This window comes from Iodobacter sp. BJB302 (genome assembly GCF_002735645.1).
In the GTDB taxonomy this organism is placed as follows: Bacteria; Pseudomonadota; Gammaproteobacteria; order Burkholderiales; family Chitinibacteraceae; genus Iodobacter.
Genome location: NZ_PDZG01000008.1, coordinates 1 through 24,707 on the forward strand (window position 1 = coordinate 1; position 24,707 = coordinate 24,707).

Annotated in this window: 14 protein-coding genes; 7 read left to right on the plus strand and 7 right to left on the minus strand. The window is 47.5% G+C overall.

The features are described 5' to 3' along the window. Positions 1 to 221 precede the first annotated feature (221 nt). Together CSQ88_RS04025 and CSQ88_RS04030 are read left to right on the plus strand one after the other, a co-directional pair. Entirely contained in the window at positions 222 to 719 is a 498-nt protein-coding gene (locus CSQ88_RS04025; RefSeq protein ID WP_099396820.1) for a DUF456 domain-containing protein, read from the plus strand. 544 nt (positions 720 to 1,263) lie between these two features. Then, a complete protein-coding gene (locus CSQ88_RS04030) occupies positions 1,264 to 1,461 on the plus strand; it encodes a hypothetical protein (protein ID WP_099396821.1) in 198 nt (65 codons plus the stop codon). Here the strand turns inward: CSQ88_RS04030 and corA are convergent. The 5 genes from corA to CSQ88_RS04055 all read right to left on the minus strand — a co-directional run bounded on the left by corA (position 1,432) and on the right by CSQ88_RS04055 (position 6,233). Beyond that, positions 1,432 to 2,526: a magnesium/cobalt transporter CorA gene (gene corA / locus CSQ88_RS04035; protein ID WP_257212447.1), complete on the minus strand. Its 1,095-nt coding sequence runs from the start codon at positions 2,524 to 2,526 to the stop codon at positions 1,432 to 1,434. The genes CSQ88_RS04030 and corA overlap by 30 nt on opposite strands. After that, on the minus strand, positions 2,490 to 3,956 hold the full coding sequence (gene ppx, locus CSQ88_RS04040; protein WP_180273520.1) for an exopolyphosphatase: 1,467 nt from the start codon (positions 3,954 to 3,956) through the stop codon (positions 2,490 to 2,492). The genes corA and ppx overlap by 37 nt, the downstream gene beginning before the upstream one ends. 147 nt (positions 3,957 to 4,103) lie before the next feature. Further along, positions 4,104 to 4,805 (minus strand): phosphate signaling complex protein PhoU, encoded by a 702-nt coding sequence (gene phoU, locus CSQ88_RS04045; protein WP_099396822.1) that lies wholly within the window; start codon positions 4,803 to 4,805, stop codon positions 4,104 to 4,106. Between the two features lie 95 nt (positions 4,806 to 4,900). Beyond that, the gene (gene rpiA, locus CSQ88_RS04050) at positions 4,901 to 5,557 is read right to left on the minus strand and encodes a ribose-5-phosphate isomerase RpiA (protein ID WP_099396823.1); all 657 of its coding nucleotides are present in this window, start codon (positions 5,555 to 5,557) and stop codon (positions 4,901 to 4,903) included. A gap of 73 nt (positions 5,558 to 5,630) precedes the next feature. Beyond that, positions 5,631 to 6,233, minus strand: a complete 603-nt coding sequence (locus tag CSQ88_RS04055; protein ID WP_099396824.1) for a MarC family protein — start codon at positions 6,231 to 6,233, stop codon at positions 5,631 to 5,633. Between the two features lie 215 nt (positions 6,234 to 6,448). Between CSQ88_RS04055 and CSQ88_RS04060 the strand changes: the two genes are divergently transcribed. The 3 genes from CSQ88_RS04060 (at position 6,449) to CSQ88_RS04070 (ending at position 8,819) form a co-directional block, all read left to right on the plus strand. Then, complete coding sequence (locus CSQ88_RS04060; protein ID WP_099396825.1) at positions 6,449 to 6,868, plus strand: globin family protein; 420 nt, start codon at positions 6,449 to 6,451, stop codon at positions 6,866 to 6,868. A 152-nt stretch (positions 6,869 to 7,020) separates the two neighbouring features. Next, positions 7,021 to 8,502, plus strand: a complete 1,482-nt coding sequence (locus tag CSQ88_RS04065; protein ID WP_099396826.1) for a S41 family peptidase — start codon at positions 7,021 to 7,023, stop codon at positions 8,500 to 8,502. Then, positions 8,499 to 8,819, plus strand: coding sequence for a hypothetical protein (locus CSQ88_RS04070; RefSeq protein WP_099396827.1), 321 nt, complete (start codon positions 8,499 to 8,501; stop codon positions 8,817 to 8,819). The genes CSQ88_RS04065 and CSQ88_RS04070 overlap by 4 nt, the downstream gene beginning before the upstream one ends. Positions 8,820 to 9,395: 576 nt before the next feature. On the opposite strand, the gene CSQ88_RS04075 is transcribed toward CSQ88_RS04070, so the two are convergent. Both CSQ88_RS04075 and gltB read right to left on the minus strand, forming a co-directional pair. Beyond that, the gene (locus CSQ88_RS04075) at positions 9,396 to 10,811 is read right to left on the minus strand and encodes an FAD-dependent oxidoreductase (RefSeq protein WP_099396828.1); all 1,416 of its coding nucleotides are present in this window, start codon (positions 10,809 to 10,811) and stop codon (positions 9,396 to 9,398) included. Between the two features lie 126 nt (positions 10,812 to 10,937). Next, positions 10,938 to 15,371, minus strand: coding sequence for a glutamate synthase large subunit (gene gltB, locus CSQ88_RS04080; protein WP_099396829.1), 4,434 nt, complete (start codon positions 15,369 to 15,371; stop codon positions 10,938 to 10,940). A 288-nt stretch (positions 15,372 to 15,659) separates the two neighbouring features. Between gltB and CSQ88_RS04085 the strand changes: the two genes are divergently transcribed. Both CSQ88_RS04085 and CSQ88_RS04090 read left to right on the plus strand, forming a co-directional pair. Continuing rightward, the gene (locus CSQ88_RS04085) at positions 15,660 to 23,336 is read left to right on the plus strand and encodes a filamentous hemagglutinin N-terminal domain-containing protein (protein ID WP_180273521.1); all 7,677 of its coding nucleotides are present in this window, start codon (positions 15,660 to 15,662) and stop codon (positions 23,334 to 23,336) included. Continuing rightward, complete coding sequence (locus tag CSQ88_RS04090; protein ID WP_099396831.1) at positions 23,320 to 24,699, plus strand: FecR domain-containing protein; 1,380 nt, start codon at positions 23,320 to 23,322, stop codon at positions 24,697 to 24,699. Before CSQ88_RS04085 ends, CSQ88_RS04090 begins: the two co-directional genes overlap by 17 nt. Positions 24,700 to 24,707: the final 8 nt, after the last annotated feature.

Here is a 24,707-nt window from a genome sequence, read left to right on the forward strand (position 1 = left end):
CTCGGAACTGGAGCTGGCAAGATGAAGTGCAATTGAACCCCGACCGGGCTATTGAGCCTAAAACAAGCGAGGAATTACAGGTCGCTTAAATCGTAAAAACATCTCAACTATCTTGACAATTACCGGGGGTGCCATGCTCAATTTTTTAATATCAATCCTGAGCAAGAACCTTTCAGCCCCTTTGCACTCTGACCACCTCAGATGACTAATTCAGGAATAATATGCCCGACTTATTAAGTGCAGAAACCGCCTGGTGGGTACTGGCCTGGGTTTTAATGATTTCTGGCCTCCTTGGCACATTGCTGCCGTTTTTACCCTCTACCCCTTTTATTTTTGGCGGCATGCTGCTGGCTGCTTATTTAGATCAGTTTGCACGTGTAGGCTACGGCTGGCTAACCGTGCTGGGACTGCTGCTGATTCTATCCATGGTGCTGGATTATATTGCCGGGGCATTGGGGGCTAAAAAAGCAGGGGCCAGCCCGGCAGCAGTCTGGGGGGCTTTAATTGGGGGCATTTTAGGGATTTTTGCCGGCCTGCCCGGCCTGCTTTTAGGGCCATTTATTGGTGCCGCTATTGGCGAATTTTGGGCAAGACAAGATGTGCTGCAAGCGGGCAAAGTGGGCATTGCCACCCTTATTGGCATGCTGATTGGCGCGGTTGCCAAAATTGCAATCGGCTTATCCATGTTTGCCGTTTTTGCTTTTGCATGGTGGGTTTAGATCTTTGCCCCGCAGCGTCATTCTACCTTGCTACTTTCATTGCCTTCAGCAACGCTCATTGAGCAAATCACTTTAATCAGAGCGATGTCCGGCCCGATATTCTTTGATTAAATCATCTTCCCCAAATGCTTTTATCCAGAATCCAGCAGCAGATGCTGGATTTTTTTTGCACGAATAAAATGCAACAGATCAGCTTTTGCCACGGAGATTAAGATTTATTAAATGGCGAAAATGCCAAACACATAATTATTCAGAAAAAATAAGTTATATATTCAAACACTTTCACAAAGCCATAAAATACCGCCCTGCCCTGTTCATGAAATAAGCATATCACCTACCGTTCGTCGGCAATACAGAAGGGGCTGAGCAGATTATTCTCTCTGAAATATTACATCTATATGATTAATGATTGTGGCATTTATTAAATATAGGTATATTTATTATTTCGCCAAGCTTTCTTGTTTTATACAAATAATTCTAAAGTTGTTTATAAGACTTAGCAGCATTGAAAGTATCGCCTAAAGATGTAACCGGAGTGTAGTCATTGAATCGCCCCAGAGAACACGAATTTTCAGCACTTTCTTTTTTTAGCATGCAAAGAAAGCAAGACCGCCGCAGCTTGCTTAACCACCGTTTTCCCTGCTGCACCGAAGAAGGGCTGGTGCTGGCGGAGCGCCGGGAAGGCAAAGAGCGGCGTGCTCAGCCAGCAGATTCAGAACCAGCGTTTGGCCCTGAAATATAGCGTTAAACTCAGGCCAATCACGGCCATGCCGCCCAATACGGCAAAGTAGCCCCAACGCCAGTGCAGCTCTGGCATCACTTCAAAATTCATGCCGTAAATGCCTGCAATTAATGTGAGCGGCATGAAGATGGTCGTCAGTACAGTAAGCCGGCGCATTTCTATATTCATACGGTTAGATTGCAAAGACATATAGTTGTCTTGCAGTGAATTAACCAGATCGCGCAAGGCTTCACCGCTTTCAATCATTTGCACCACATGGTCATAAACATCGCGCAAATAGAGCTGTGTTTCATCACGGAAAAAATCTGCTTCATCGCGCTGCAAAGTATTCATCACTTCCCGCAGCGGCCAAAGGCCCCGTTTTACATATTGCATGGTGCGGCGCAGCGCCTGAATTTCTTGCAGCTGGGCAGGATTAGGGCCACTGGAAATAGCATCGTCAAGATCTTCGCAACGCTCGCTAAGGGCTTCGAGCACTAAGAAATAGCGATCCACCAGCTTATCCAGCAGGGTATAAACCAGATAATCTGAACCAAACCGGCGCAGCTGAGACTGGCTGGATTTCAAGCCCTCACGGATTTGATTAAATGTGCCACTTGGCTGCTCCTGAAATGTCAGTACGTAATTACGCCCCAAAACAATACTGACATGCTCGCTGCAGATCTCCCCCAGCTCGTTCACACTGACAAGACGCAAACAAATAAACACATAGCCATTAAACACTTCAACTTTGGGTCTTTGCTCGGTATTGAGAATGTCTTCCAGCACCAAGGGATGTAAACCAAAACGCCGACCGACTACTTTTAGTAAATCAATATTGGCAAGGCCGTGCAGATTAAGCCAAAGCAAGGGATGGCGAGGCTGATAGTCTTCGCCATCAGTCAAAGAAGTGAAGTGGGTTTCCTGAAACTCTTCAGCACCATGACCATATTCAATCAAGGTGGCCAGCGTTGGATCGGCATCACGCGGGCCTACATAATGCAGGCTGCCTGGTGCCATGCCAACTTTACTGGCCGTGGGGACTGTTCTTAGCTTACGACGAGCTTCATGCCGATGTTTTGCCATGCGTTCACCTCCTCCGTAAGCGCGTAAGCGGTCAGCGGGTTTGCTTCCAGCCATGCACTGTCCAGTTCTAACAAAAACTGCTTACTATTAGCTTCACAGCGAAGTAAAGGCAGATCGATATCGGTACGTGAGCGGCAAAAAATCGTCGCCAGCCTCAGCGCCAAAATAGCCGACCATTCCACCAGATCGATCATATCGTCACCCAGCTTACCCAAGCCGCCCCGATGCGCCAGCACAAGCCGCGCCAGCAGTGCCTGCTCGCGCTTGGAAAACCCTGGCATATCCGCATGCAGCAATATATAGGCAGAATGTTTGTGATAGCTGGCATGAGCAATAGAGCGCCCTACTTCATGCAAAGCAGCGGCCATATTCAAACGATGCGCCCCTATGGCATCATCAGCCACCATACGGGTAAATAATTTACCCGCCAGTATGGCTACCCGTTCTGCCTGATAAGGGTCTACATGATAGCGGCGCTGAAACTGTTCCACCGAGCGATGACGAATATCATGCTCGGATTGTCGCCCGACTAAATCATATAAAACGCCATCACGCAGCGCACCAAAAGTCACGCCCATACGCTCTACGGCAAGCATATCGAACACGGCCATCATAATGGCAAAGCCCCCAAGCAATACCGGGCGGCGATCAGCCCGCAGGCCGTTGAGCTGTACTTTATCCACATGCCCTGCTGCCAGAATATGCTGGCGCAGCTTATCCATCCCCTCGCGGGTGATGCCCAGCGCAGAAAAATCATTCAGCTCTAAAATATCAGCAATCGAACGGGCGGTTCCGGATGTACCCACCGCACGCTGCCATTGCTCATGATTAAAATCCGGCACCAGTGAAAGCAACATACCGCGCGCTGCAAGCTCGGCTTCAGCCAGACGTTCTGAAGTAATCACGCCATCAGGAAAAAAACGTAAGCTCCAGCTCACACAACCCATCGGCACGCTTTCAGTACGAAAAATTCTGAAGTGGCTGCCGGTAATCAGCTCAGTAGAGCCTCCGCCAATATCCACAACCAAACGCTTGTCACGGGTAGCTGGCAGGCTGTGCGCTGCACCGATATAAATCAGCCGCGCCTCTTCCCGCCCTGCAATCACCTCAATAGGAAAGCCCAGAGCGGCTTCGGCCTGAGGCAGAAAAACGCTGGCATTTTTTGCAACGCGAAATGTATTGGTCGCCACCGCGCGCACACATTCCACGGGCAAGCCGCGCAAACGTTCACCAAAACGCGATAATGCTTCAATCGCCTGTTGCTGCGCTTCTGGCGTAAGCGAGCCTGAGGCATCCAGACCAGCCCCCAGCCTTACGGTCTCTTTCAAGGAATCCAGGGGAAACAGTGCACCTTCAACCACGCGGGCAATTTGTAAGCGAAAACTGTTTGAACCAAGGTCGACTGCGGCAATGATAGGATAATCAGGCATATATGGCTTCAAGATGAGAGCATGGGCGTTAAGATAACGTGCGCCCGCCTTGCTGGCAAACAGGAAAATCCCCAGATGATAAAAAGGGCAAAGGCGGTTTGTGCCGCCTTTGCCCTTAAACTGCTAAAAATTTCATTTTAAAGAGTCTTAGCCTAAAGCGACGCGATCGACTTCTTCCTGGTTTTTATGACGAACATCCTGTCCTTTAACCAGATAAATCACCTGCTCGGCAATGCTCACGGCCAAATCACCAATACGCTCAATTGCTTTTGCAATCCATTGAATTTCAAGGGTAATTGTAATTGCGCGAGGGTCTTCCATCATTACCGTAATCAATTGACGCTGCAATGCGCGATATTCGTCATCAAGGCGCTCATCTGCACGTTTTACATCGGTTGCGGTTACGGCATCCATACGGGCAAATGCATCTAATGCGCGGGACAACATATCCAGAGCATGCTCTGCAATATGATTTAATTCATTAAAACGTGGCACTTGCAAACGGCCTGCTTCATAAATGTTTTTAGCCCGCTTGCAAATACGCGTTGCTTTATCGCCAATTCTTTCCAGGTCTTCAACCGCTTTAATCACGGTCATCACCATGCGTAAATCAGAAGCCGCAGGCTGACGGCGTGCAATCATATGAATACACATATCATCAAGCAATACATGCATTTCATTGACGCGATTTTCTTCTTCCAGCACATGATTAATTGTGCCCATATCGCCAGAAGCCAAAGCCTGCATAGACTGGCGTACTTGCTCTTCCACCAGACCAGCCATCCCCATCACCTGGGAGCGAATTTCTTCCAGCTCAGCATCAAATTGTTTTGAAATGTGTTCAGACATCAGAGAAATGCTCCTGCAGTATATAGATTACAAAATAGCACAAGTATATGACTATTTTATTGCAAGTATTTTGGAAATGGCTGGCGATACCGTATTTACTTCAGTGTTTGCACACCCTTGCTGGTGCCTAATAACAAAACATCTGCACGGCGGTGTGCAAATAAGCCATTAGTAACCACGCCTACAATCTCATTAATCTGGCTTTCTAATTTATTGGCTTCACTAATTTGTAGCCCATGCACATCTAAAATGATATTGCCATTATCTGTAATCACCCCTTCGCGATAAGCAGGATGACCGCCTAGTTTAACCAATTGCCTTGCCACATAAGAGCGCGCCATTGGAATCACTTCAACTGGTAAAGGGAATTTACCCAGCACATCTACCAGTTTGCTTTCATCGGCAATACAAATAAACTGCTCTGCTACCGCAGCCACAATTTTTTCACGCGTTAATGCGGCACCACCGCCTTTAATCATTTGCAATTGGCGGTTAATTTCATCCGCGCCATCCACATAAACAGGTAAATGATCAACCGCATTTAACTCAAACACCGGAATACCATGCGATTTTAATCGGGCCACACTGGCTTCCGACGAAGAAACTGCCCCTTGAATACGGCCTTTTATTGTGGCTAATGCATCGATAAAACAATTAGCAGTCGAGCCTGTGCCTACGCCCACAATACAATTGTCTGGCACATAATCAAGTGCTGCGCGGCCTACGGCTTGTTTCAATTCATCTTGATTCATTATTGATTCCCAGTTTGGTCATAAATGATTAAATCTATTGTAGCCCGGTAAAAAAACAGGCATTTGTGCCGTATCAAGGCAGCGTAGCCAAATAATGACGAATTCCTGAAAGCAGCATTTCTACCGCAATCGCCGTTAAGATCAGCCCCATTAAACGCTCAAATGCCGTGGTGACACGCTCACCCAGCAATAGACTGATTTTTTCAGAAAAAGCCAGCGTCAGCCCACAAACTAACATGGTCAGCGCCAAAGCGCCTATCCACTCCCAAAGCCTGGCAGGCTCGCGCGATACCAGTAGTAAAACAGTCGCCAGCGCAGAAGGCCCGGCCAGCAGGGGAATTGCCAGCGGCACAATAAAAGGCTCGCCCTCGGCCGCATCACCAAATACGCCCTCCGGGTGAGGAAAAACCATCCGCAAGGCAATCAAAAACAAGATCACCCCGCCAGCAATGCCTAAAGATGTTTCTGAAAGATGCATCAATTGCAAAAACTGCTGCCCGAACAGCATAAAAATCACCAGCACACAAAAAGCCACCGAAACCTCGCGCAAAATCATGCGGGTACGGCGCGCTTTGGGCACTTGTTTTAGCAAAGATACAAATAAAGGGATGCCGCCAAGTGGATCAGTCACAAGGAGCAAAAGAATAAAAGCCGAAGCAAAAGAAGAAGTTTCCATAGACCCGATTCTAACGCGTACAGCATTAAAAACCCATTGGGAAAAACAGGGTGTTAAGCCGCTGAGTATCCGCAAACCAGCGCGCATCCATTAGTCGGCCCAGCCTGCATAACAAACAGTGACAGACCATAGTAGACAAAGCAAAGCAGCATTCAATACTCAGCTGATATAAATCATCAGTAAAACTCGCCTTTTACTTACAAAGGAGCATTACCATGCCTTTAAGCGACAAAGATATTTCTCTTGTGAAAGAAACACTGGCCCTGGTTCTACCTATTGCAGACACGGCTGCAGAAATGTTTTATCAGCACCTGTTTGAAATCGCTCCCGAAGTAAAACCCCTTTTTAAAGGTGATATCAAAAAACAAGGTGCCATGCTGATGACCAGTATCAAACTGGCTGTCGATAATATTAATAAACCGGAAATCTTACTGCCTGCCATACAAAAACTGGGCGAGCGCCATGCTCATTATCACGTACAGGAAGAGCACTACACCACGGTAGGGCAAGCGCTGCTCTGGACACTAGAACAGGGACTAGCCGATGCATTTACCAGCGATGTGAAAAGCGCATGGGCAGCAACCTATACCACTCTGGCCTGTGAAATGATCAAAGCACAGCGTGGCACTGCATAATAGGTAAACAGCCAATGACGCACCCATGCCATGCAAATATATTTAAGGTAAGTGTAATTATTTGCAAATAAGCTCATGTAGAATACTTTCTGAAATACAAGCTAAAACTTAAAACAATATTTCAAAAAACCATACATGAGTAGAGTGAAACCATGCTTTTCAACCCAACAACCGTTTTAAAACAAAGCCTGAAATACAGTTATCTTGTTCTGATTTGTGCATTAAGTGCCTGTGGCGGCTCTGAAGAAGACAGCAGCCCAGGCGCAGTTTTAAGCTCCAGCGCTTACAAGGATATGTGTGCCAGCCCAAGAACAGGATCAGATCCCTATAATAATTACCGTGCCTACCCAGACCGGCAGGGTAGTTTAAAAGATGAAAAAAACTGGTTGCGGGCATGGGTGGATGAAACCTATCTCTGGTACAGAGAAGTTCCAAAAAACTTAAACCCGGATAACTACGCTAGTGCCGCAGATTATTTTGCCGATTTAAAAACCCCTTTAATCACGGCCTCCGGTAAAGAAAAAGATCACTTTCACTTTACAGAAAATACTGCTGAATACAATAAACAAAGCCAGTCCGGGCTGGAGCTTGGCTATGGTATGGCCTATTCCTTTGTTTCTACAGATGTTCCGCGCAGATTAGTGGTTGCCTATGTGGAGCCCAATTCGCTGGCAGAAGTTGCAGGCATCAGCCGTGGAATGGAAATCGAAAGCGTGGATAACTATGATTTACGCACAAGTAATAATACTGATGCACTTAATTCAGGGCTGTTTCCAACGATTGCCAATCAACGCCACCAGTTTGTATTCAAAGATTTAAATGGTAAAAAACTCAATAAATCATTAACGGCACTCGAAGTTCAGACAACACCTGTGCAAAATGTAAAAAGCTTCCTTAGTGCTAATAGAAAAGTGGGTTATTTAACATTTAACAGCCATAACGCTATTTCAGAAAAACAATTAATCAATGCCGTTACTCAATTAAAAAACGATAATGTATCTGATTTAATTCTGGATTTACGTTATAACGGTGGCGGTGCGCTTTATATTGCTGACGAGTTAAGCTATATGATCGCCGGGCCAGCGCAAACGCTGGGCAAGACTTTTTTTAAATTAAAATATAACGATAAAACGCCGGTTGATCCCAATAACACATGGCCTTTTTATTCAACCTCCTACTCTTCCGGTGCATTATTGCCCACGCTTAATTTAAAGCAAGTCACCATCCTGGCTGGCAGCGGCACTTGCTCGGCCAGCGAAGCCATTATTAACGGCCTGCGTGGCGCGGATGTAAAAGTCAATTTAATTGGCGGGCAAACCTGCGGTAAGCCCTATGGATTTATCCCTCAGGATAACTGCGGCACCACTTACTTTACCGTGCAATTTCAGGGTGAAAATCATAAAGGCTTTGGCGATTATGCCGATGGCTTCAGCCCGACATGTAAGGTGGATGAAGATTTTAAGACCGCGCTGGGCGATAAGAACGAACGCCTTATTTCTGCCGCACTCAGCTACAACGCCACAGGCCAATGCCCGGCAAACGGGCAGACTTTGGGGCAGTCACGCAGCGAAAGCAGCACACCATTACGCCCAGCCTTGCGGGAAATCATGACACTGGAGAAAGCCAGACGATGAAACGCCTCTCCCTCTGCCTGCTTTTAAGCGGCTGTCAGGCGTTTGCCCAAACGCCCATTGACGCTGTTTTGCAAAAACCAAGCGAAGAAATACCCCGCACCGTGGCCCGGATGCTGGGTATTTCTGAAGTGACGCTGGCAAAGAATGCCTTGATGGACGACAGCCAGCTGCTGATCGAACGCTCGAAACAGCAAGGTTTAAGCCTAGAAAAACCAGAAGTCTTCAGGCTGAGCCTGCTTGGCAAAAACTGCTGGTTGGAGAGGGTAAGCACAGGGGAGAAACGGGAGTTGAAAGAGGCATTGTGTAAGGCGAAGTAAGGATTTTTGCGCCTGTGCCCAAGCAAGTTTCATTAATAGAGAATGGCATTTGCAGGGCGGGTGCAACCCGCTTACTTTTCAGCATGGCTCGCGCTTTGCACCCAATACGCGCTAACCAGATTTTTTTTCATTAGCAAACAGCGAAAAGCATAACAACCACGCTCTTTGCATAGGGCTTTTTAAAGTCCCCTTGAAACACGCCGGAGCGAGGAACAAGCGGGGCGGGGTTTCGGCCAGGGAGCGAGGAACGAGCCAATCCCGCCTGCCGCCGACTCGATTGTCCGCAGCGCAGGGGCTTTCGTGTTTCGTGGGGTCGCCTTCTTTGGCTTCGTTTCTTGGCGAAGCAAGAAAGGAAGGCCCCGCGGTGGCTAACCGCTCCAAAATCAACGTGCCGAAGGCACTATAAAAAGGTCTTTTTGACTTTGCTTAGTGCCCACGCGGGGTACAACCTACGCACTTTTCAACATTGCTCGCCACCTGCACCAGCCTTACAGAAATAGCAGCAAACCCACACCATAAACGCGCAAAGGGGAGAGCCATGGCCCTCCCCTTTTTTCTACTCATATCAGACGCTGATTACCACACGCCTAAAAACTCCAGCATACCTTCCGCAGCCTGACGGCCTTCAAATACCGCACGCACTACCAAATCTGCACCACGCACCTGATCGCCACCGGCAAACACTTTTGGATTGCTGGTTTGGTGTTTCAAGGCTTGTTTCTCTGGCGCAATAGTGCGGCCACGGCTGTCTACTTTAATGCCCTGCGCTTCAAACCATGATGCCGCTTCTGCTTGGAAACCAAAGGCCACGATCACATGATCGCATTCGATGATTTGCTCAGAGCCTGCCACTTCCACCGCAGCCTGGCGGCCATTGGCATCCGGCGCGCCCAATTCGGTGGTCACGAGTTTTAAGCCAAGGCTGCCATCGCTATTCTGAATAATGCCCACGGGCTGGCGGTTCCACAGAAACTCAACACCTTCTTCCTTGGCGTTTAATACTTCACGCTTGGAGCCTGGCATATTGGCTTCATCACGGCGATAAGCACAGATCACTGATTTTGCCTGCTGGCGAATCGAGGTGCGGTTGCAATCCATTGCCGTATCACCACCACCCAGCACTACCACGCGCTTACCGGCCATACTAATGTAATCTTCGCCCGCTGGTAAGGTATCCATACTGTTTCTGACGTTATTAATCAGAAACGGCAGCGCTTCCATCACGCCAGGCAAGTCTTCACCTTCAAAGCCGCCCTTCATATATTTGTATGCGCCCATGCCCATAAATACGGCTTCGTAGTCACGCAGCAAATCTTCAATCGTGATGTCTTTGCCAATTTCGGTATTCAGGCAGAACTCGATGCCCATCCCTTCCATGATTTCACGGCGGGTTTGCATCACGGATTTTTCCAGCTTGAACTCTGGAATACCGTAGGTAAGCAGGCCACCGATCTGCTCGTAGCGATCAAACACCACTGGCTGCACGCCATTACGCACCAGTACATCGGCACAGGCGAGGCCTGCCGGGCCAGCGCCAATCACGGCGACTTTCTTGCTGGTTTTAACCACGCCGGACATATCCGGGCGCCAGCCTTGTTTAAAGGCTTCATCGGTAATGTATTTCTCTACCGAGCCGATTGATACCGCACCAAAGCCGCCCTGATTCAGGGTACAGGCCCCTTCACACAGGCGATCTTGCGGGCAGACACGGCCACAGATTTCTGGCAACGAATTGGTTTTATGCGACAGCTCGGCCGCTTCAAACAGGCGGCCTTCATCCACTAACTGCAACCAGTTCGGGATGTAGTTATGCACCGGGCATTCCCACTCGCAATACGGGTTACCGCAGCCCAGACAACGGGCAGCTTGTTCGCCCGCGTCGGGCTTACTTAATGGAGCGTAAATTTCTTTAAATACAATCTTGCGCGCGGCAGCGTCAACCTTCTCGCCCGGGTTCCGGGCAACTTTCATAAACTGGAATACATCTGACATGATCTAAACCTCGGTATTTGAATCTGAGGGTAGTGAATAAGGGGCTTAGGAGTTGAGGGAGTCGGGAGTGGTGAGTCGGGAGTCGAATTCCTCTCCCAACTTTCTACTCACCACTCCCCATCCTGATCAATCTTTTAACAGATCATCCAACTTGGCAGCCTTTGGTTTCACCAGCCAGAAGTTATCCTGTGCTTCATCAAAATCGGCCAGAATATCAATGGCGCGGGTCGATCCGGTTAGCTTGGCGTGATCGCGTAATTTTCCGCGCAAGAAGGCCCGCACTGCACCATACGATTCGCCATTAATCAGATTAATATCCACCAGCTCATTATTAATACGGTAAGCAAAACGCTCTTTAGGATCGTAAACCAGCGCAAAACCACCGGTCATCCCCGCCCCAAAGTTGTAGCCTGTTTCGCCCAGCACAATCACACAACCACCGGTCATGTATTCGCAGCCGTGATCGCCAATGCCTTCCACAATGGCCGTCGCACCGGAGTTACGCACCGCAAAGCGCTCACCCGCCGTACCAGCAGCAAACAGCTCACCACCCGTTGCACCGTAAAGGCAGGTATTACCCACAATCACGCCAGCGTGCGATTCAAATTCTGAAGCTTTTGGCGGATAAACCACCAAGCGCCCGCCGCTCATGCCCTTACCGACGTAATCGTTGGCGTCGCCTTCCAGCTCTATCGTCAGGCCCCTGGCATTCCAAACGCCCAGAGATTGCCCGGCCGAGCCGTGCAATTTGATATGCAGGCATTCACTTGGCAAGCCATCTGCACCGTGTGCCTTGGCGATTTCGCCCGACAAACGCGCACCGATGGAGCGATGAATATTACGCACTGCGTATTCAAACTTTTGCGGCGTTTGGCTCTTAATACCGGCAATGGCGTCTTTCACCATTTGTTCGGCCAACTCGCCCTTATCAAAGGACGGGTTGCGCTCTTCCACGCAGAAACGCGGTTGCGATTCTGGAATCGTGCCTTGGCTCAGCAGCACGCCCAGATTCAGACGCCCCTGGCGTTCAGTTGCGCCCGCTGCCAGCTCCAGCATTTCGCTGTGACCGATCAGATCGGATAACTGACGAACCCCAAGCGCCGCCATCCATTCACGGGTTTCTTGCGCGATAAAGGTAAAGTAATTCACCACCATTTCTGGCAGGCCAATAAAGTATTTAGAACGCAGCTTGATTTCCTGCGTCGCCACGCCGGTTGCGCAGTTATTCAGGTGGCAAATTCTTAAGAATTTGCAGCCCAGCGCCACCATCGGGCCTGTACCAAAACCAAAGCTTTCCGCGCCCATCATGGCGGCTTTCACCACATCCAGACCGGTCTTTAAGCCACCATCCGCCTGCATGCGCACGCGGCCACGCAAGCCATTGGCACGCAATACTTGCTGCGCTTCAGTGAGGCCCAGCTCAAATGGCGTACCAGCGTATTTCACTGACGCCAGAGGCGAGGCACCTGTACCGCCGTCGTAACCCGAAATAGTGATCAGATCGGCATAAGCCTTGGCTACACCGGCAGCAATCGTGCCCACGCCGGGTTCTGCCACCAGTTTTACCGATACCAAGGCTTCCGGATTGACCTGTTTCAAGTCAAAAATCAGCTGAGCCAAATCTTCAATCGAATAAATATCGTGATGCGGCGGCGGGGAAATCAAAGAAATTCCAGGCTTGGAGCATCGCAGCTTAGCAATCAGCGGGCTGACTTTATCCCCAGGCAACTGGCCGCCTTCACCCGGTTTTGCACCTTGCGCTACCTTGATCTGCAAGACTTCGGCATTCACCAGATAATGCGGCGTCACGCCAAAACGGCCAGAAGCCACTTGCTTGATCTTGGACATTTTCACCGTGCCATAACGCGCCGGATCTTCACCGCCCTCGCCCGAGTTTGATCTGCCGCCCAGGCGGTTCATCCCCTCGGCCAAAGCTTCGTGCGCTTCCGGGCTGAGTGCGCCCAAGCTCATGCCTGCGGAATCAAAACGCTTCAGAATCGATTCAACGGATTCGACTTCATCAATCGAAATCGCCTTGGTGGCATCGAGCTTCAAGCCCATCAAATCGCGCAACATGGCAACAGGACGCTTGTTCACCAGATCGGCGTACTTGCGGTATTCCTTGTAATCACCGTTTTGCACGGCTTTTTGCAGCTGCATCACCACATCAGGGTTGTAAGCGTGGTATTCCTCGCCAAACACATACTTCAACAAACCACCCTGCGCGATGGGGCGCATGGTGTTGAACGCCAGCTTGTTCAGCTTGCCTTGGTCTTCCTGGAAGTCCGCAAAATTAGCGCCAGAAATCCGTGAAACCGTGCCGTTTAAGCAGAGCTCAACCACTTCTTCATTCACGCCAACCGCTTCAAACAGCTGTGAGCCACGATAAGAAGCAACGGTTGAAATGCCCATTTTGGAGAGAATCTTCAAGAGGCCCTTATTAATCCCCTTACGGAAATTATTGGCGGCTTTTTCTAGCGGCAAATCAATCTGGCCGATTTCTACCAATTCTTTAATGGTTTGGTAAGCCAGATACGGGAATACCGCTGTAGCGCCATAGCCAATCAGGCAGGCAAAGTGATGCGGGTCGCGCGTGGTAGCCGTTTCAACAATGATATTACTCAGGCAACGCAGGCCTGAGTTAACCAGCTCATGGTGCACTGCGCCCACAGCAAACAGCGCTGGAATCGGCAAGCGGCCTTTTTGAATATTTTTATCGCTTAATACCACCACCACGGTTTTTTCATCGCGTACGCTGGCAAGTACATCAGCACGCAGCGCTTCAATCGCCGCTTTTAAAGTGGTTTGAGCCGGGTCGAACGTAATATCAAAGAAAGCCGGCTTGTAATCCGGATCGGTCATTGTAGTCAGCGCATCAAATTTATCTGACGACAAGACCGGCGAGCGTACTTCTAAGCGGCTGGCGTTAAATTCTGTTTCTTTAAACAGATTACGCTCAGGGCCAAAACAGGTATTCAGCGACATCACGATCGCTTCGCGGATCGGATCGATCGGCGGGTTGGTCACCTGGGCAAATTGCTGGCGCAAATAATCGTACGGCGAGCGCACTTTTTCGGATAACACCGCCATGGGCGTGTCGTCACCCATCGAGCCGATGGCTTCCTGGCCGTCCGCTGCGAGTACGCGCAAGATTTGATCGCGCTCTTCAAAAGTCAGCTGAAATTGCTTCTGGTAGGTCAGCAACTGCTCACGGCTCATCGCTTCCAGCGGTGAGTTGTCTTCTGCCAGCTCTAAATGCTGGGCGTGTTTCTTTACCCAAGCGCGGTAAGGCTGGGCGGTTTTCAGGCGATTATCAATGGTTTCGGTATCGAGGAATTCACCATTACTTAAATCGACAGCCACAATCTGGCCCGGTTTAACACGGCCTTTCTTCACCACATCTTCGGGCTTATAGCCCCACACGCCAATCTCGGAAGCAATCGTCAGGTGGCGATCTTTGGTAATCACATAGCGCGCCGGGCGCAAGCCATTGCGATCCAAGGCACAGCCCGCATAGCGGCCGTTGGTCCAGACGATACCGGCCGGGCCATCCCACGGCTCCATATGCATGGAGTTGTATTCGTAAAATGCACGTAAGTCGCGGTCGTTGCTATCAACGTTTTGCCATGCAGGCGGCACCAGCATACGGAAAGCACGGAACACATCCATACCGCCCATCAGCAGACCTTCGAGCATATTGTCCATCGACATCGAATCAGAGCCATTGGTTTGAACAATCGGGCGCACCGTGTCCATATCCAGATGCTCACTATCCATAATCGCTTCACGGGCTTTGGCCCATAAACGATTGCCGTGCAGGGTATTAATTTCGCCGTTATGCGCCAGATAGCGGAAAGGCTGAGCCAGCTTCCACTGCGGCCAGGTATTGGTCGAAAAGCGCTGGTGATACACGGCAAGCGATGATTCAAAGCGCGGATCTTTCAAATCCAGATAAAATTCTGGCAAATTATCCGGTGTAACCAGGCCCTTATAAGACAGCACATGCGGGCTTAAGGTTGGCATATAGAAAGCAGCATCGTCAGTACAGGCTTTTTCTGCCACACGTCGTGCCTGATAAAGCTTTCTTTCAAAAACCTGGCTTGTCATCCCTGCTGGCGCGTTCACAAACAGCTGGCCAATGGTCGGCAGTGTTTGCAAGGCGTATTCGCCACAGGCTTCGATGTTAACCGGCACACTGCGTACACCAGCAACTGATAATCCCTGCTCCTCCATTGCGGCAAAGAGCTTTGTTAATGTTGCTTCAGCGCTATAGAACACAATCCCTACAGCGTATTCATCGGCCACCGTAAATTGATTTTCTGCGGCCACGGCGCGCAAAAAACTATCCGGTTTTCGAAACAGCAGACCACAGCCATCGCCTGATTTTCCATCAGCGGCAACGGCTCCACGGTGTGTCAGACATGCAAGAGAGCTAATTGCGGTAGAAACCAGCCAATGCGATGGCTTGTCATCCATTTGAGCAATCAGGCCGAAGCCACAGCTATCTTGTTCGAACGTCGGGCTATACAAAGTGCCCTTTAACCAGCCTTGTCGATCCATCACAAAACCCTTAGGGGAAGCAGAAATTTTCGGCGAAATGGCCTTGATTCTATATGCCAAACCCAAAAGGGAGCAATGTTTTCAAGCAGGAAATCCCTTATATGCACACATTAAAAAAATAAGGGTTTTTACTTAGCATTGTTACTGACAAATTACAAAAGACAATAAAAAGCATAAAGAAAGAAAAAACAGTAATACTGTTTGTGACTTCATCAGATGCCACTGGTAAAAGGCATATCACAAACTAGAATTAAGCGATTACATTTCCCCGTGACAGCGGAGGCTAAAATGAAGCCGCAATTTCCTTTACGCCCCTTAGTGCTCGCAATTGCAAGCGCCTTACCGCTGCTGATGGGTGCGCCGGCCTTCGCTAATCCTGAGAATGCAAAAATCATCCATGGAACGGCAGATATTCAGCAGGTGGGCAAAATGCTCACCATTAAGAACACGCCCAACGCGATTATCGAGTGGCAGAAATTCAATATCGCCAAAGACGAGGCCACCCGATTCCAGCAGGAATCCGTCAAAAGCATCGTGCTGAATCGCGTCAGCGGCATCGATCCATCACAAATTCTGGGCCAGCTCAGCTCAAATGGCCGCGTTTTTCTAATTAACCGCAACGGCCTCCTAGTCGGCAAGGACGCCCGAATTGATACCGCTGGCTTTGTGGCTTCCACGCTCGATATTAAAAATGATGACTTTCTTAACGGGCGTTATCGCTTTGATGGCACTGGCGGGAAAATAGCCGTTGAAGGGATGATACGCAGCCAGGATGGCGATGTTTTTCTAATCTCCCCCGATATTAAAAACAGCGGCCTTATCGAGGCCAATAACGGTAATGTGGTACTGGGCGCTGGTAAATCAGTTGAGATTGTTAGCCTCAGCCTGGAAGGCATGCGCTTTACCTTACAAGCCCCAAGCGATAGTGTAATTAATCTGGGGCAGATCAAGGGCGATGCCGTTGGCCTGTTTGCAGGTACCTTAAAACACAGCGGAGATATCCGTGCGGTTCGCGCCGAACAAGTGGGCGGCAAGGTTTTACTTCGCGCCAGCGATAAAATAGAAACCAGCTCCGCCAGCCGCATTGATACCAGTGGCGCAGTGGCCGGGCAAATTACACTCGACGCTGGGCCGGCAGGCACTCTGCTTGCCAGCGGCCAGATCAGCGCAACAGGGCTGAAGGGCGGAGAGGTGCAGCTGCTTGGCAGACATGTAGGCGTGTTTGACCACGCAAACATTGACGCCAGCGGGCAGCAGGCAGGCGGCAGTATTTTAGTGGGCGGAGATTACCAGGGTAAAAATAATCTCATCCCCAACTCAGAAGCCAGCTACACCAGTGCAGACAGCACATTACGTGCCGATGCCCTTGCAGATGGGGATGGCGGCAAAGTCATCGTTTGGGCAGACAAAACAACCCGGGTTAACGGCCGGATCAGCGCTAAAGGCGGCGCTTTGGGCGGAGATGGCGGGCTGATTGAAACCTCAGGAAAAGAATATTTAGATTTCAAAGCCAAAGCAGATACCTCTGCACCTAAGGGAAAAGCCGGAACACTACTGCTGGACCCCAACAATATCACCATCGCCACAACCGGCACGCCCATTACCAGTAGCGATGCGCTGGGCGTGTTTGACAATAGCGCAGAGCAAAACAGCAGCTATGTTTTAACCGGTGATATTGATAATGCACTCGCTAATAATAATGTAACGGTAAAATCAAGCGGCACCATATCCCTTGCCACCTCATATACCTACAATTCAAACCGTTCATTAACACTGGATGCAAGTAATGCTTATCCGGAAAGCATCGGCATTACCACAACCACTGCTTCACAGCCTGCAATATATAACGCCATTACAAATAATGGATCAGGCGATATTATTTTAAAAACAGCACAAAAAGCAATTGAAGTGGGAGCCATTACAACAAATGGCAATATAAGTCTTGAGGCATTAAGTCTTACTTTAAACGGCACGATTACCAGTGGCAGTAATAAAAAAATATCAATTAAAGCATTAGGTGCAATAGAGTTTGATGATGGAACAGATACCAGCAAAATGCAGCTGAATAGTGCAGCACTTGCTAAGCTGAGCACCAGCAACTTGGAGTTTAAAACAGATGATACGGTTGCAATCAATCAAGCCATCGATCGCACAGGCAAAAATTTAAGCATCTATGGCAAAACAGGAATAAGCCAGTCTTCATCACACTCTGGCACCAATTACATTACAGCCAGCCATTTAAGCGTATCCACTCTCAGCCCAGCCTCTTCCGGCTCTGCTTATATTATTGATTTAGGAAAAGCAGCGAATCGGATTGATCAATTCAGCAGCAAAAGTGAAGGCCCGGTCTATTTAAAAAATGATAAACCAATAGAAATAGTGGCCCACCCGGAGCTGACCAGCAGCAGCAAAATGGGCAACCAAAGCTGGATTGAAAACAATGGCAATATCAGCCAGTCAGCAGCCATTACCCTTTCAACCAACGCTAACACTCCATCGCTTTCACTTTACACAAGCAGTGGCAATATCAATTTAGATAACAGCAATAACAGCATTGCTAGGCTAACTGCCAAAACGGCCTCAAGCGGGGCAGGTATTACACTTAAAAACAATACTGATTTAACGCTTATTACAGACAGCAGTACCGGCCGCAGCAGTGGCGACAGCACAAGTAATATCTCTAACTTAAAAGGCGTGAGTACTAATAATGGTGCAATTTCAATTGAAAATTCCGGATCAGTTACTTTTTCAGGCATAGAAGTAAATGCCGGCACCGCAAATGCCAGGATCATCACCACGGCAGCCAATAAATCAATCACCATTCCTACATCCAGCTTAAGTGGTGACAAAAAAATAACTGCGGGAAATATAACCCTGCAAGCAGATCATATTAATCTTACCGACAATACAGAAGTAACCGTCTATGGCAGCCTGGCCGCCAGCGGTGGCACCGTCACTTTGCTGCCCGTTACATCCGGCACATCATTACAAATAGGTGGCACCAGCCGCAGTGGTTTTGGTATCACTCAGAATGAATTTCAAAATATCACGGCCAATACCATCAAGATAGGCAGTACCTCATATCAGATGGGGGCAGTTGATATAGCAAGCCTCGATTTACTCACATCCAGCCCGAATACAGTATTAGAAATATATTCAATGAGCAGCATTAATCAAAGCGGCCGCATAAAAGCCAGAGGCTTAATGGCCAAAGGATCCAGCATCACCCTGAATAATACGGGTAATGTATTTAACGATGGTATTTCACTGAATGCAAGCAGCGATATTAATATCGATTACTCCGGCATACTTAATCTTGGGTTTGTAGGATATACGGATGGATTAGTCAGCAGTAATGATATAAATGCAAGCTCCAGCGGTAATATTGTTATCAACAAAAACATTTCCGCCAAAAATTTAACCCTGAATACAACAGGGGGCAGTATCAGCCAAAGCGGCGGCATTATTACAGCAAACAAAATAACAGCCACATCAGCAAATGCAATCAGCTTTGGGCAGGATAATAAAACAGACACCCTGAGCGCCAGTAATAATTCGGGCGATATTTCAATTAAAAACAGTAAAACGCTTACCGTAAGCAGCCTGAAGGGCAACGGAAACATTGATTTGAACAATGTGGGTGATTTACTCATTAATGGGGAATTATCGACAATAAGTGCCGGCACAATCAATCTGAAAGCGGCAAACTTAAGCGAGGGAAGCAGCGGCAGCGTTACAGCAGCCAGCTTAAATATCACAGCAACGGGCGCAGTTTCACTTGATAAAACGAATCAAATCAGTAAAGCCACCATAAGTGGCAGCAGTCTTAATTTAAATAATAATCAGGCTCTCACGCTTGGGGTAGTCAATACAGGCTCTGGTGACGTAAAAGTCAGCAATGCAGGCAGTATTTTACTGAATGACACCTTAACAGCAAACACTGCGAATATAAGCAGCGATAATAATATTGATACCAGCAATACAATTAACGTGAGCGCAGCCATATTCAACACCACAAATAAATTCAGCCACAGTGGAAAAATAAACAGCAGCACCAGCACTATTACAGCAGGGAATATTGAATTAAATGGAATAACAAACGCAGATACTGCAACATTGAATGCCAGCAAAGGAAATTTAATTTTAGGCGGAATAATCAACAGTAAAACCAGCACAATCAGCGCTACTGCAGGCAGCATCAGTGAGCTGAGCGGTGGAGTTATAAACAGCAATAAATTAAATGCCACGGCAGCAACAGGTATTACTCTTGACAAAAACAATACAATTGACAGCGCAGGGATAAAAACCAGCCAGGGGAACATTAGCCTTAATAATGGCAAGAGACTGTCTTTAGAAGAATCGGCTGGCGGGCAATTTAAAATGATTAATTCTGAAGAATTAGTCTTAAAAGGTAATTTAAACGCCAGCCAGATAGATATAACAGCAAAAAGTATGAGCGACAGCGCGGCAGCAACACTGATAGGCAATGCCAAAATCAGCAGCACAGGTGATATTGTACTTAATAATTCCACGCATACTTTAGGTACTTTTGCTGCATCAACAAGCGGGGATTTATTATTAAAAAATAAAGGTACACTTTCTCTTTTAGAGATAAAAGCCAGAGGGATAAATATTAGTAATGATGGAAAATTAAATGCGGATGGCAGCTTTAGCAGCACGGACATCAGCCAGCTGCAATCAGGCACAGGGATTAGTATTAATAATGCGGTTACGGGTAAAAATATAAATATAAAAACAGATCAGTTTAATATGGGTTCGCAGGGCAAAATAGATACTACTGATTTTATTTATACACCAATGACAGCAGACAGTATAAAAGTGAGCTTGGGTGGCAGCACAAAAACCAATACAGGTGTTGAACTGTTGCAAAGTGATTTTGACAGAATAAAAGCCAGCAAAATCATCATTGGCGATACAAAGGGAAATAAAGTAGGCGACACTCAAATTAAAGGATTTAACACAGGCAGTGCTGATTTATTTATTAATAGCAGCGGAGCTCTCAGCCAGAGCAGTGGTGGCAAACTGATCAGCAAAACGCTGAATGTTCAGGCGGCAAGCATAAAACTGACTGAAGAAAATACTGTTGATCAGTTTATACCCGTCAGTAATGGGGATATTTTCTTTTCAAACAGCACAACGCTTGCCCTTGGCGCAATAAAAACAGCGGGGTTACTGGCGATTAGTGCCAAAGGCAATATTGGCATAAATGAGCAAATTTCCGCTCAATCTGTCGCCTTTAATGCAAGTGGCAATGTAAGCGAAATTTCAAATGGCACTATAAATACTGAACAATTAGCGATTAATGCTGATAGTGGTATAAAACTTGAAAACAGCAACAAAATAAGCCAGACCATTTTAACCAGCCAGACTGGAGACATCTCGCTGAATAACAATAGCGCTTTATTTTTAAGTGATGTAATTGCCAACCAGCTAAAAATAAAAAACAGTGAGGTTCTGCTTATTGGAGGGACACTCAACGCTAATAAATCAGATATCAGTGGCAGCTCTGTCAGTGACAATAGCAAGGCCCAGCTAATGGGCGATGTCGTCTTAAAATCAGCAGGTGACATTATTCTAAATAATGCCACTCATAATATAAATAAAATATCTGCTTCAGCAGCAGGTGTTTTCTCATTAAAAAACAAGACAGATCTTTCACTGCAGGATATCAGTACAAAAAACCTGCAAATAAGCAGCGAGGGTAAAATATCAGTCGATGGTGTATTAAACAATACTGAACTGGCCAAATTACAAGCCTTTGGCGGAATAAAAATTAACAATAAAATAAACAGTAAAAATATAAATTTTATTGCAGACAATCTGGCAATGGGATCGCAGGCACTGATAGAAGGAAGTGAGTTTTTTTACACCCCGCTAAGTAATAATAATGTCAAAGTTTTTTTAGGAGGTAATAGTCAGTCAGATACCGGCTTTGTTTTAAACAACAGCGATTTAAGCCGCATTAAATCTGCCAGTATTATTGTTGGGGATGCTAAAGGTAATAAAACGGGTGATGTTTTGATTAGTGGATTTTCGATTGGGGATGGAAGTTTAACTTTAAATAGCACAGGTGATATTCGCCAGACAGCGGGAGGCGTTATTAATGCAAGAAGCCTTAATGCGCAATCTGCCAGCATCAACCTTGGGGAAGCCAATACCGTTGATATTTTTTCCCCCACCAGTAGTGGCGATATTGTTTTTGCAAATACCAAAACACTTGCCTTAGGTGCTATTAATACAGCGGGTCAGCTGCAGATCAGTACAGACGGCAATCTGGGTATAAATGATGCAATCGTTGCGAAGAATATAAACCTGAAAGCAAATAGCGGAACAATCATCAGCCTTGCAAATGGCACACTTAGCACAGATAACTTAAGCGCCTCAGCCGGAAAAGGAATTAAGCTGGATAATGAAAATACAATTAATCAAGCCAGCTTAAGCAGTGCAGAAGGTGATATTTCAATTAATAATGCCAAGACTCTGACTTTAGGAAAAACAAGCAGCAATGGTAATTTACGTATCAGCGCAAAAGGCAGCCTGAGCAGTTCCGGCATAATCAGCAGCAAAACGCTTGATGCAAAGGCCAGCGGCGATATTACATTTGAAAAAGAGAATATTTTAAATCAGGCCAGATTAATCAGCGACAGTGGCAATATCAGCCTGGTTAATAATAAGGAGCTGGTTTTAGAAGGAAGCAGCAGTAATGGCGATATAAAAATAAATAACACAGGAGATTTAAATATAAAAGGAAGCGTAAGTGGAAAACAACTGCAATTTAAAATATTAAATGGCAAGCTGACTGAGGCCAGTGGTGCACAGCTTTCTGCCACCACATTCGTTGCCGATGCTGAGCTGGGAATTGATTTACAAAACAATAATACATTTGATGTGGCCGGACTAAAAAGCAAGGGAAACATTAACTTTAGCAACAGCAAGTCAATTGACCTGGCTGGTATTGTTAGCGATGAAAACGTAAATATTAATTCAGCAGATACATTAAAATTAAATGATCAGCTGCAAGGCGGCACTGTTATTCTGAAAGCAAATTCGATTATTGACAGCAGCCAGGCAAAAATAAAAACAAATTCCCTGCAAACTATTGGACTGAATCAAATTTCTTTAGACAAGGGAAATCATAGCATCTCCCAATTTTCAGCCAGCAGCAGTGGTGATATTTCATTACTTAATAATACTGATCTTACTGTTCAGGCAATCAACAGCAAGGGCAGTGTATTAATTGATAACCAGGGTACGCTCAGCGTTATTTCGCCCTTCTCTGCTGATGATACTTCATTGCTGAGTAAAGGTGTTTTAAGGATCAACAGCGGATCATTTAAATCAACAGGCACAATAAAACTCACCAGCCGGGATACCGGTGCGAATAATGACAATATTATTCAAAATACAGATCTGATTGCTGCAGGCGATATCAAAGTAAATGCAAATGATACATTTATTCAAAATGCCAACTTAATTGCGGGCGCCACACAGGCCCAATTCAATTCAGGCAGCAATAATGGTGCACGGGCAGGCGCTCAGCGGGGAGTAAAAGGGACAACGGGTGAGATTTCTGTGGATGCGGCGGTTATTCAGGTCGCCAAAGGTGTGAAAGCGATTTCGGCCAGCGGAGGTGCCATCAGTTATGGCAGCGCCAGAACCATCAGCAATAATATCAGCCCCGATCAAATTCAAACCACGGGCGTTGTTAATAAAATTGGCAAAAATCTGGATTCGCCTTTGCTGAATAATCTACCCTTAACTGCAAGCCCTGAGCAAGTTGAGCAAATTGTTAAAATTATTGTTTTGCAAAACCAGGATCAGCAAAGCCATTTCCAAATTATTGGCACCGGGCAATTACCCTTTGAAGCCAAAAAACCAGAAGAGCTTGAGCCTCCCAAAGAGACCATACGCGTTGCCGGAGAAGACGATGCCAACTGCCCTTAAGCTCTTTTTTCTTATCTTTTTACTGCAAGTGCCAAGCTATGCGGCCATTGTGGCCGAAGTGGCTTCGGTGCAGGGCGCAGCTTCGGCGCAGGGTAAAAGTGGCGGGCTTAAGCTGATTGGTAAAGGCTCGATTTTAAATGAGGGCGATGAAATCATTACCGCGCCCAATAGCCACGCCGTTCTGAAGTTTAATGATGGGGGCCAGATCACGGTGCGCCCGGATACCAGGATGAAAATCGACAGCTTTGCCTTTGGCCAGGCAGGGCGGGAAGACGGCATGGTTTTGGGCCTGTTTAAAGGCGGCCTGCGTGCGGTTACTGGCTTAATTTCCAAGCAATCAGCCACGGCAGCCAAGATTCAGACCTCCAGCGCCACTATCGGGATTCGCGGTACTGATTTTGATGCAAGGCTTTGTGCCGGCGATTGCGCGCAAGAAGCAAAAGAAGCGCCCACTCAGCAAAATAAGGCCGTTGAAGTAGCTGCAGCTGCCCGTGTTGTGAGCTTGTCGGGTAAAGCCAATGCCAGGAACAAGGAAGGCGTATTACGCATGCTGGTGCAAGGCGGCGCGGTTTATGTGGGTGAGCGGGTTGAAACCGCCGCCGATGGTGCGCTGGTACTGGCCTTCAGGGATGGGGGCAAGGTGTCTTTACGCAGCGATACACAAATGCAGATTGATCGCTTTGAATACAAAGCCACCGCACCTGCGGAAGGCAGCTTTGGCCTCTCATTATTTAAGGGGGGATTACGCGCTTTAACGGGCTTAATTGGCAAAGCCAAACCCGATGCGGTGCAATACACCACCAAAAGCGCCACGATTGGCATACGCGGCACAGGGGTCGATTTTGAATGCACAGCCGCTTGTGCAGATCCCGCCTTACCCGGCATGGATGGCTTTGGCGCTTATGTATGGGAAGGCCGCATCACTGTCAGCCCTGTAAATGGCCCTGTTCAGCAGCTCAATCCTGGTGAGACGGTTTTGATCCGCATCTCCGGCATTATCCGCCCGGCTACACCGCCAGCCGGGCTTGGCAATATGCCTGTGCCACGGCCTGATACTATCCCTGTTGATCTGCAGCTCTTATTTGGTCAAAGCGAGGGCAGTAATGATATGCCTGGGCTCTATGTACACGTCCGTGATGGCAATGTTAGTCTTACTGACAACACCAGCCAGCAAGTGCTATTTTTAGGGAAAGACGAAACAGGGTTTTCGAACAAGAACAACCCAATTCGCTTACGCGAGCTCCCTGTATTTATTGAGTTTGATAAAACCCCCATCGGCATTGTAAAGATTCCGCTGCGTGACATTCTGAGTAAAAACGGCATTCCCTCAAACCTTGGCTGCAAACCAGGTGCGGTCAAATAAACAAGAGC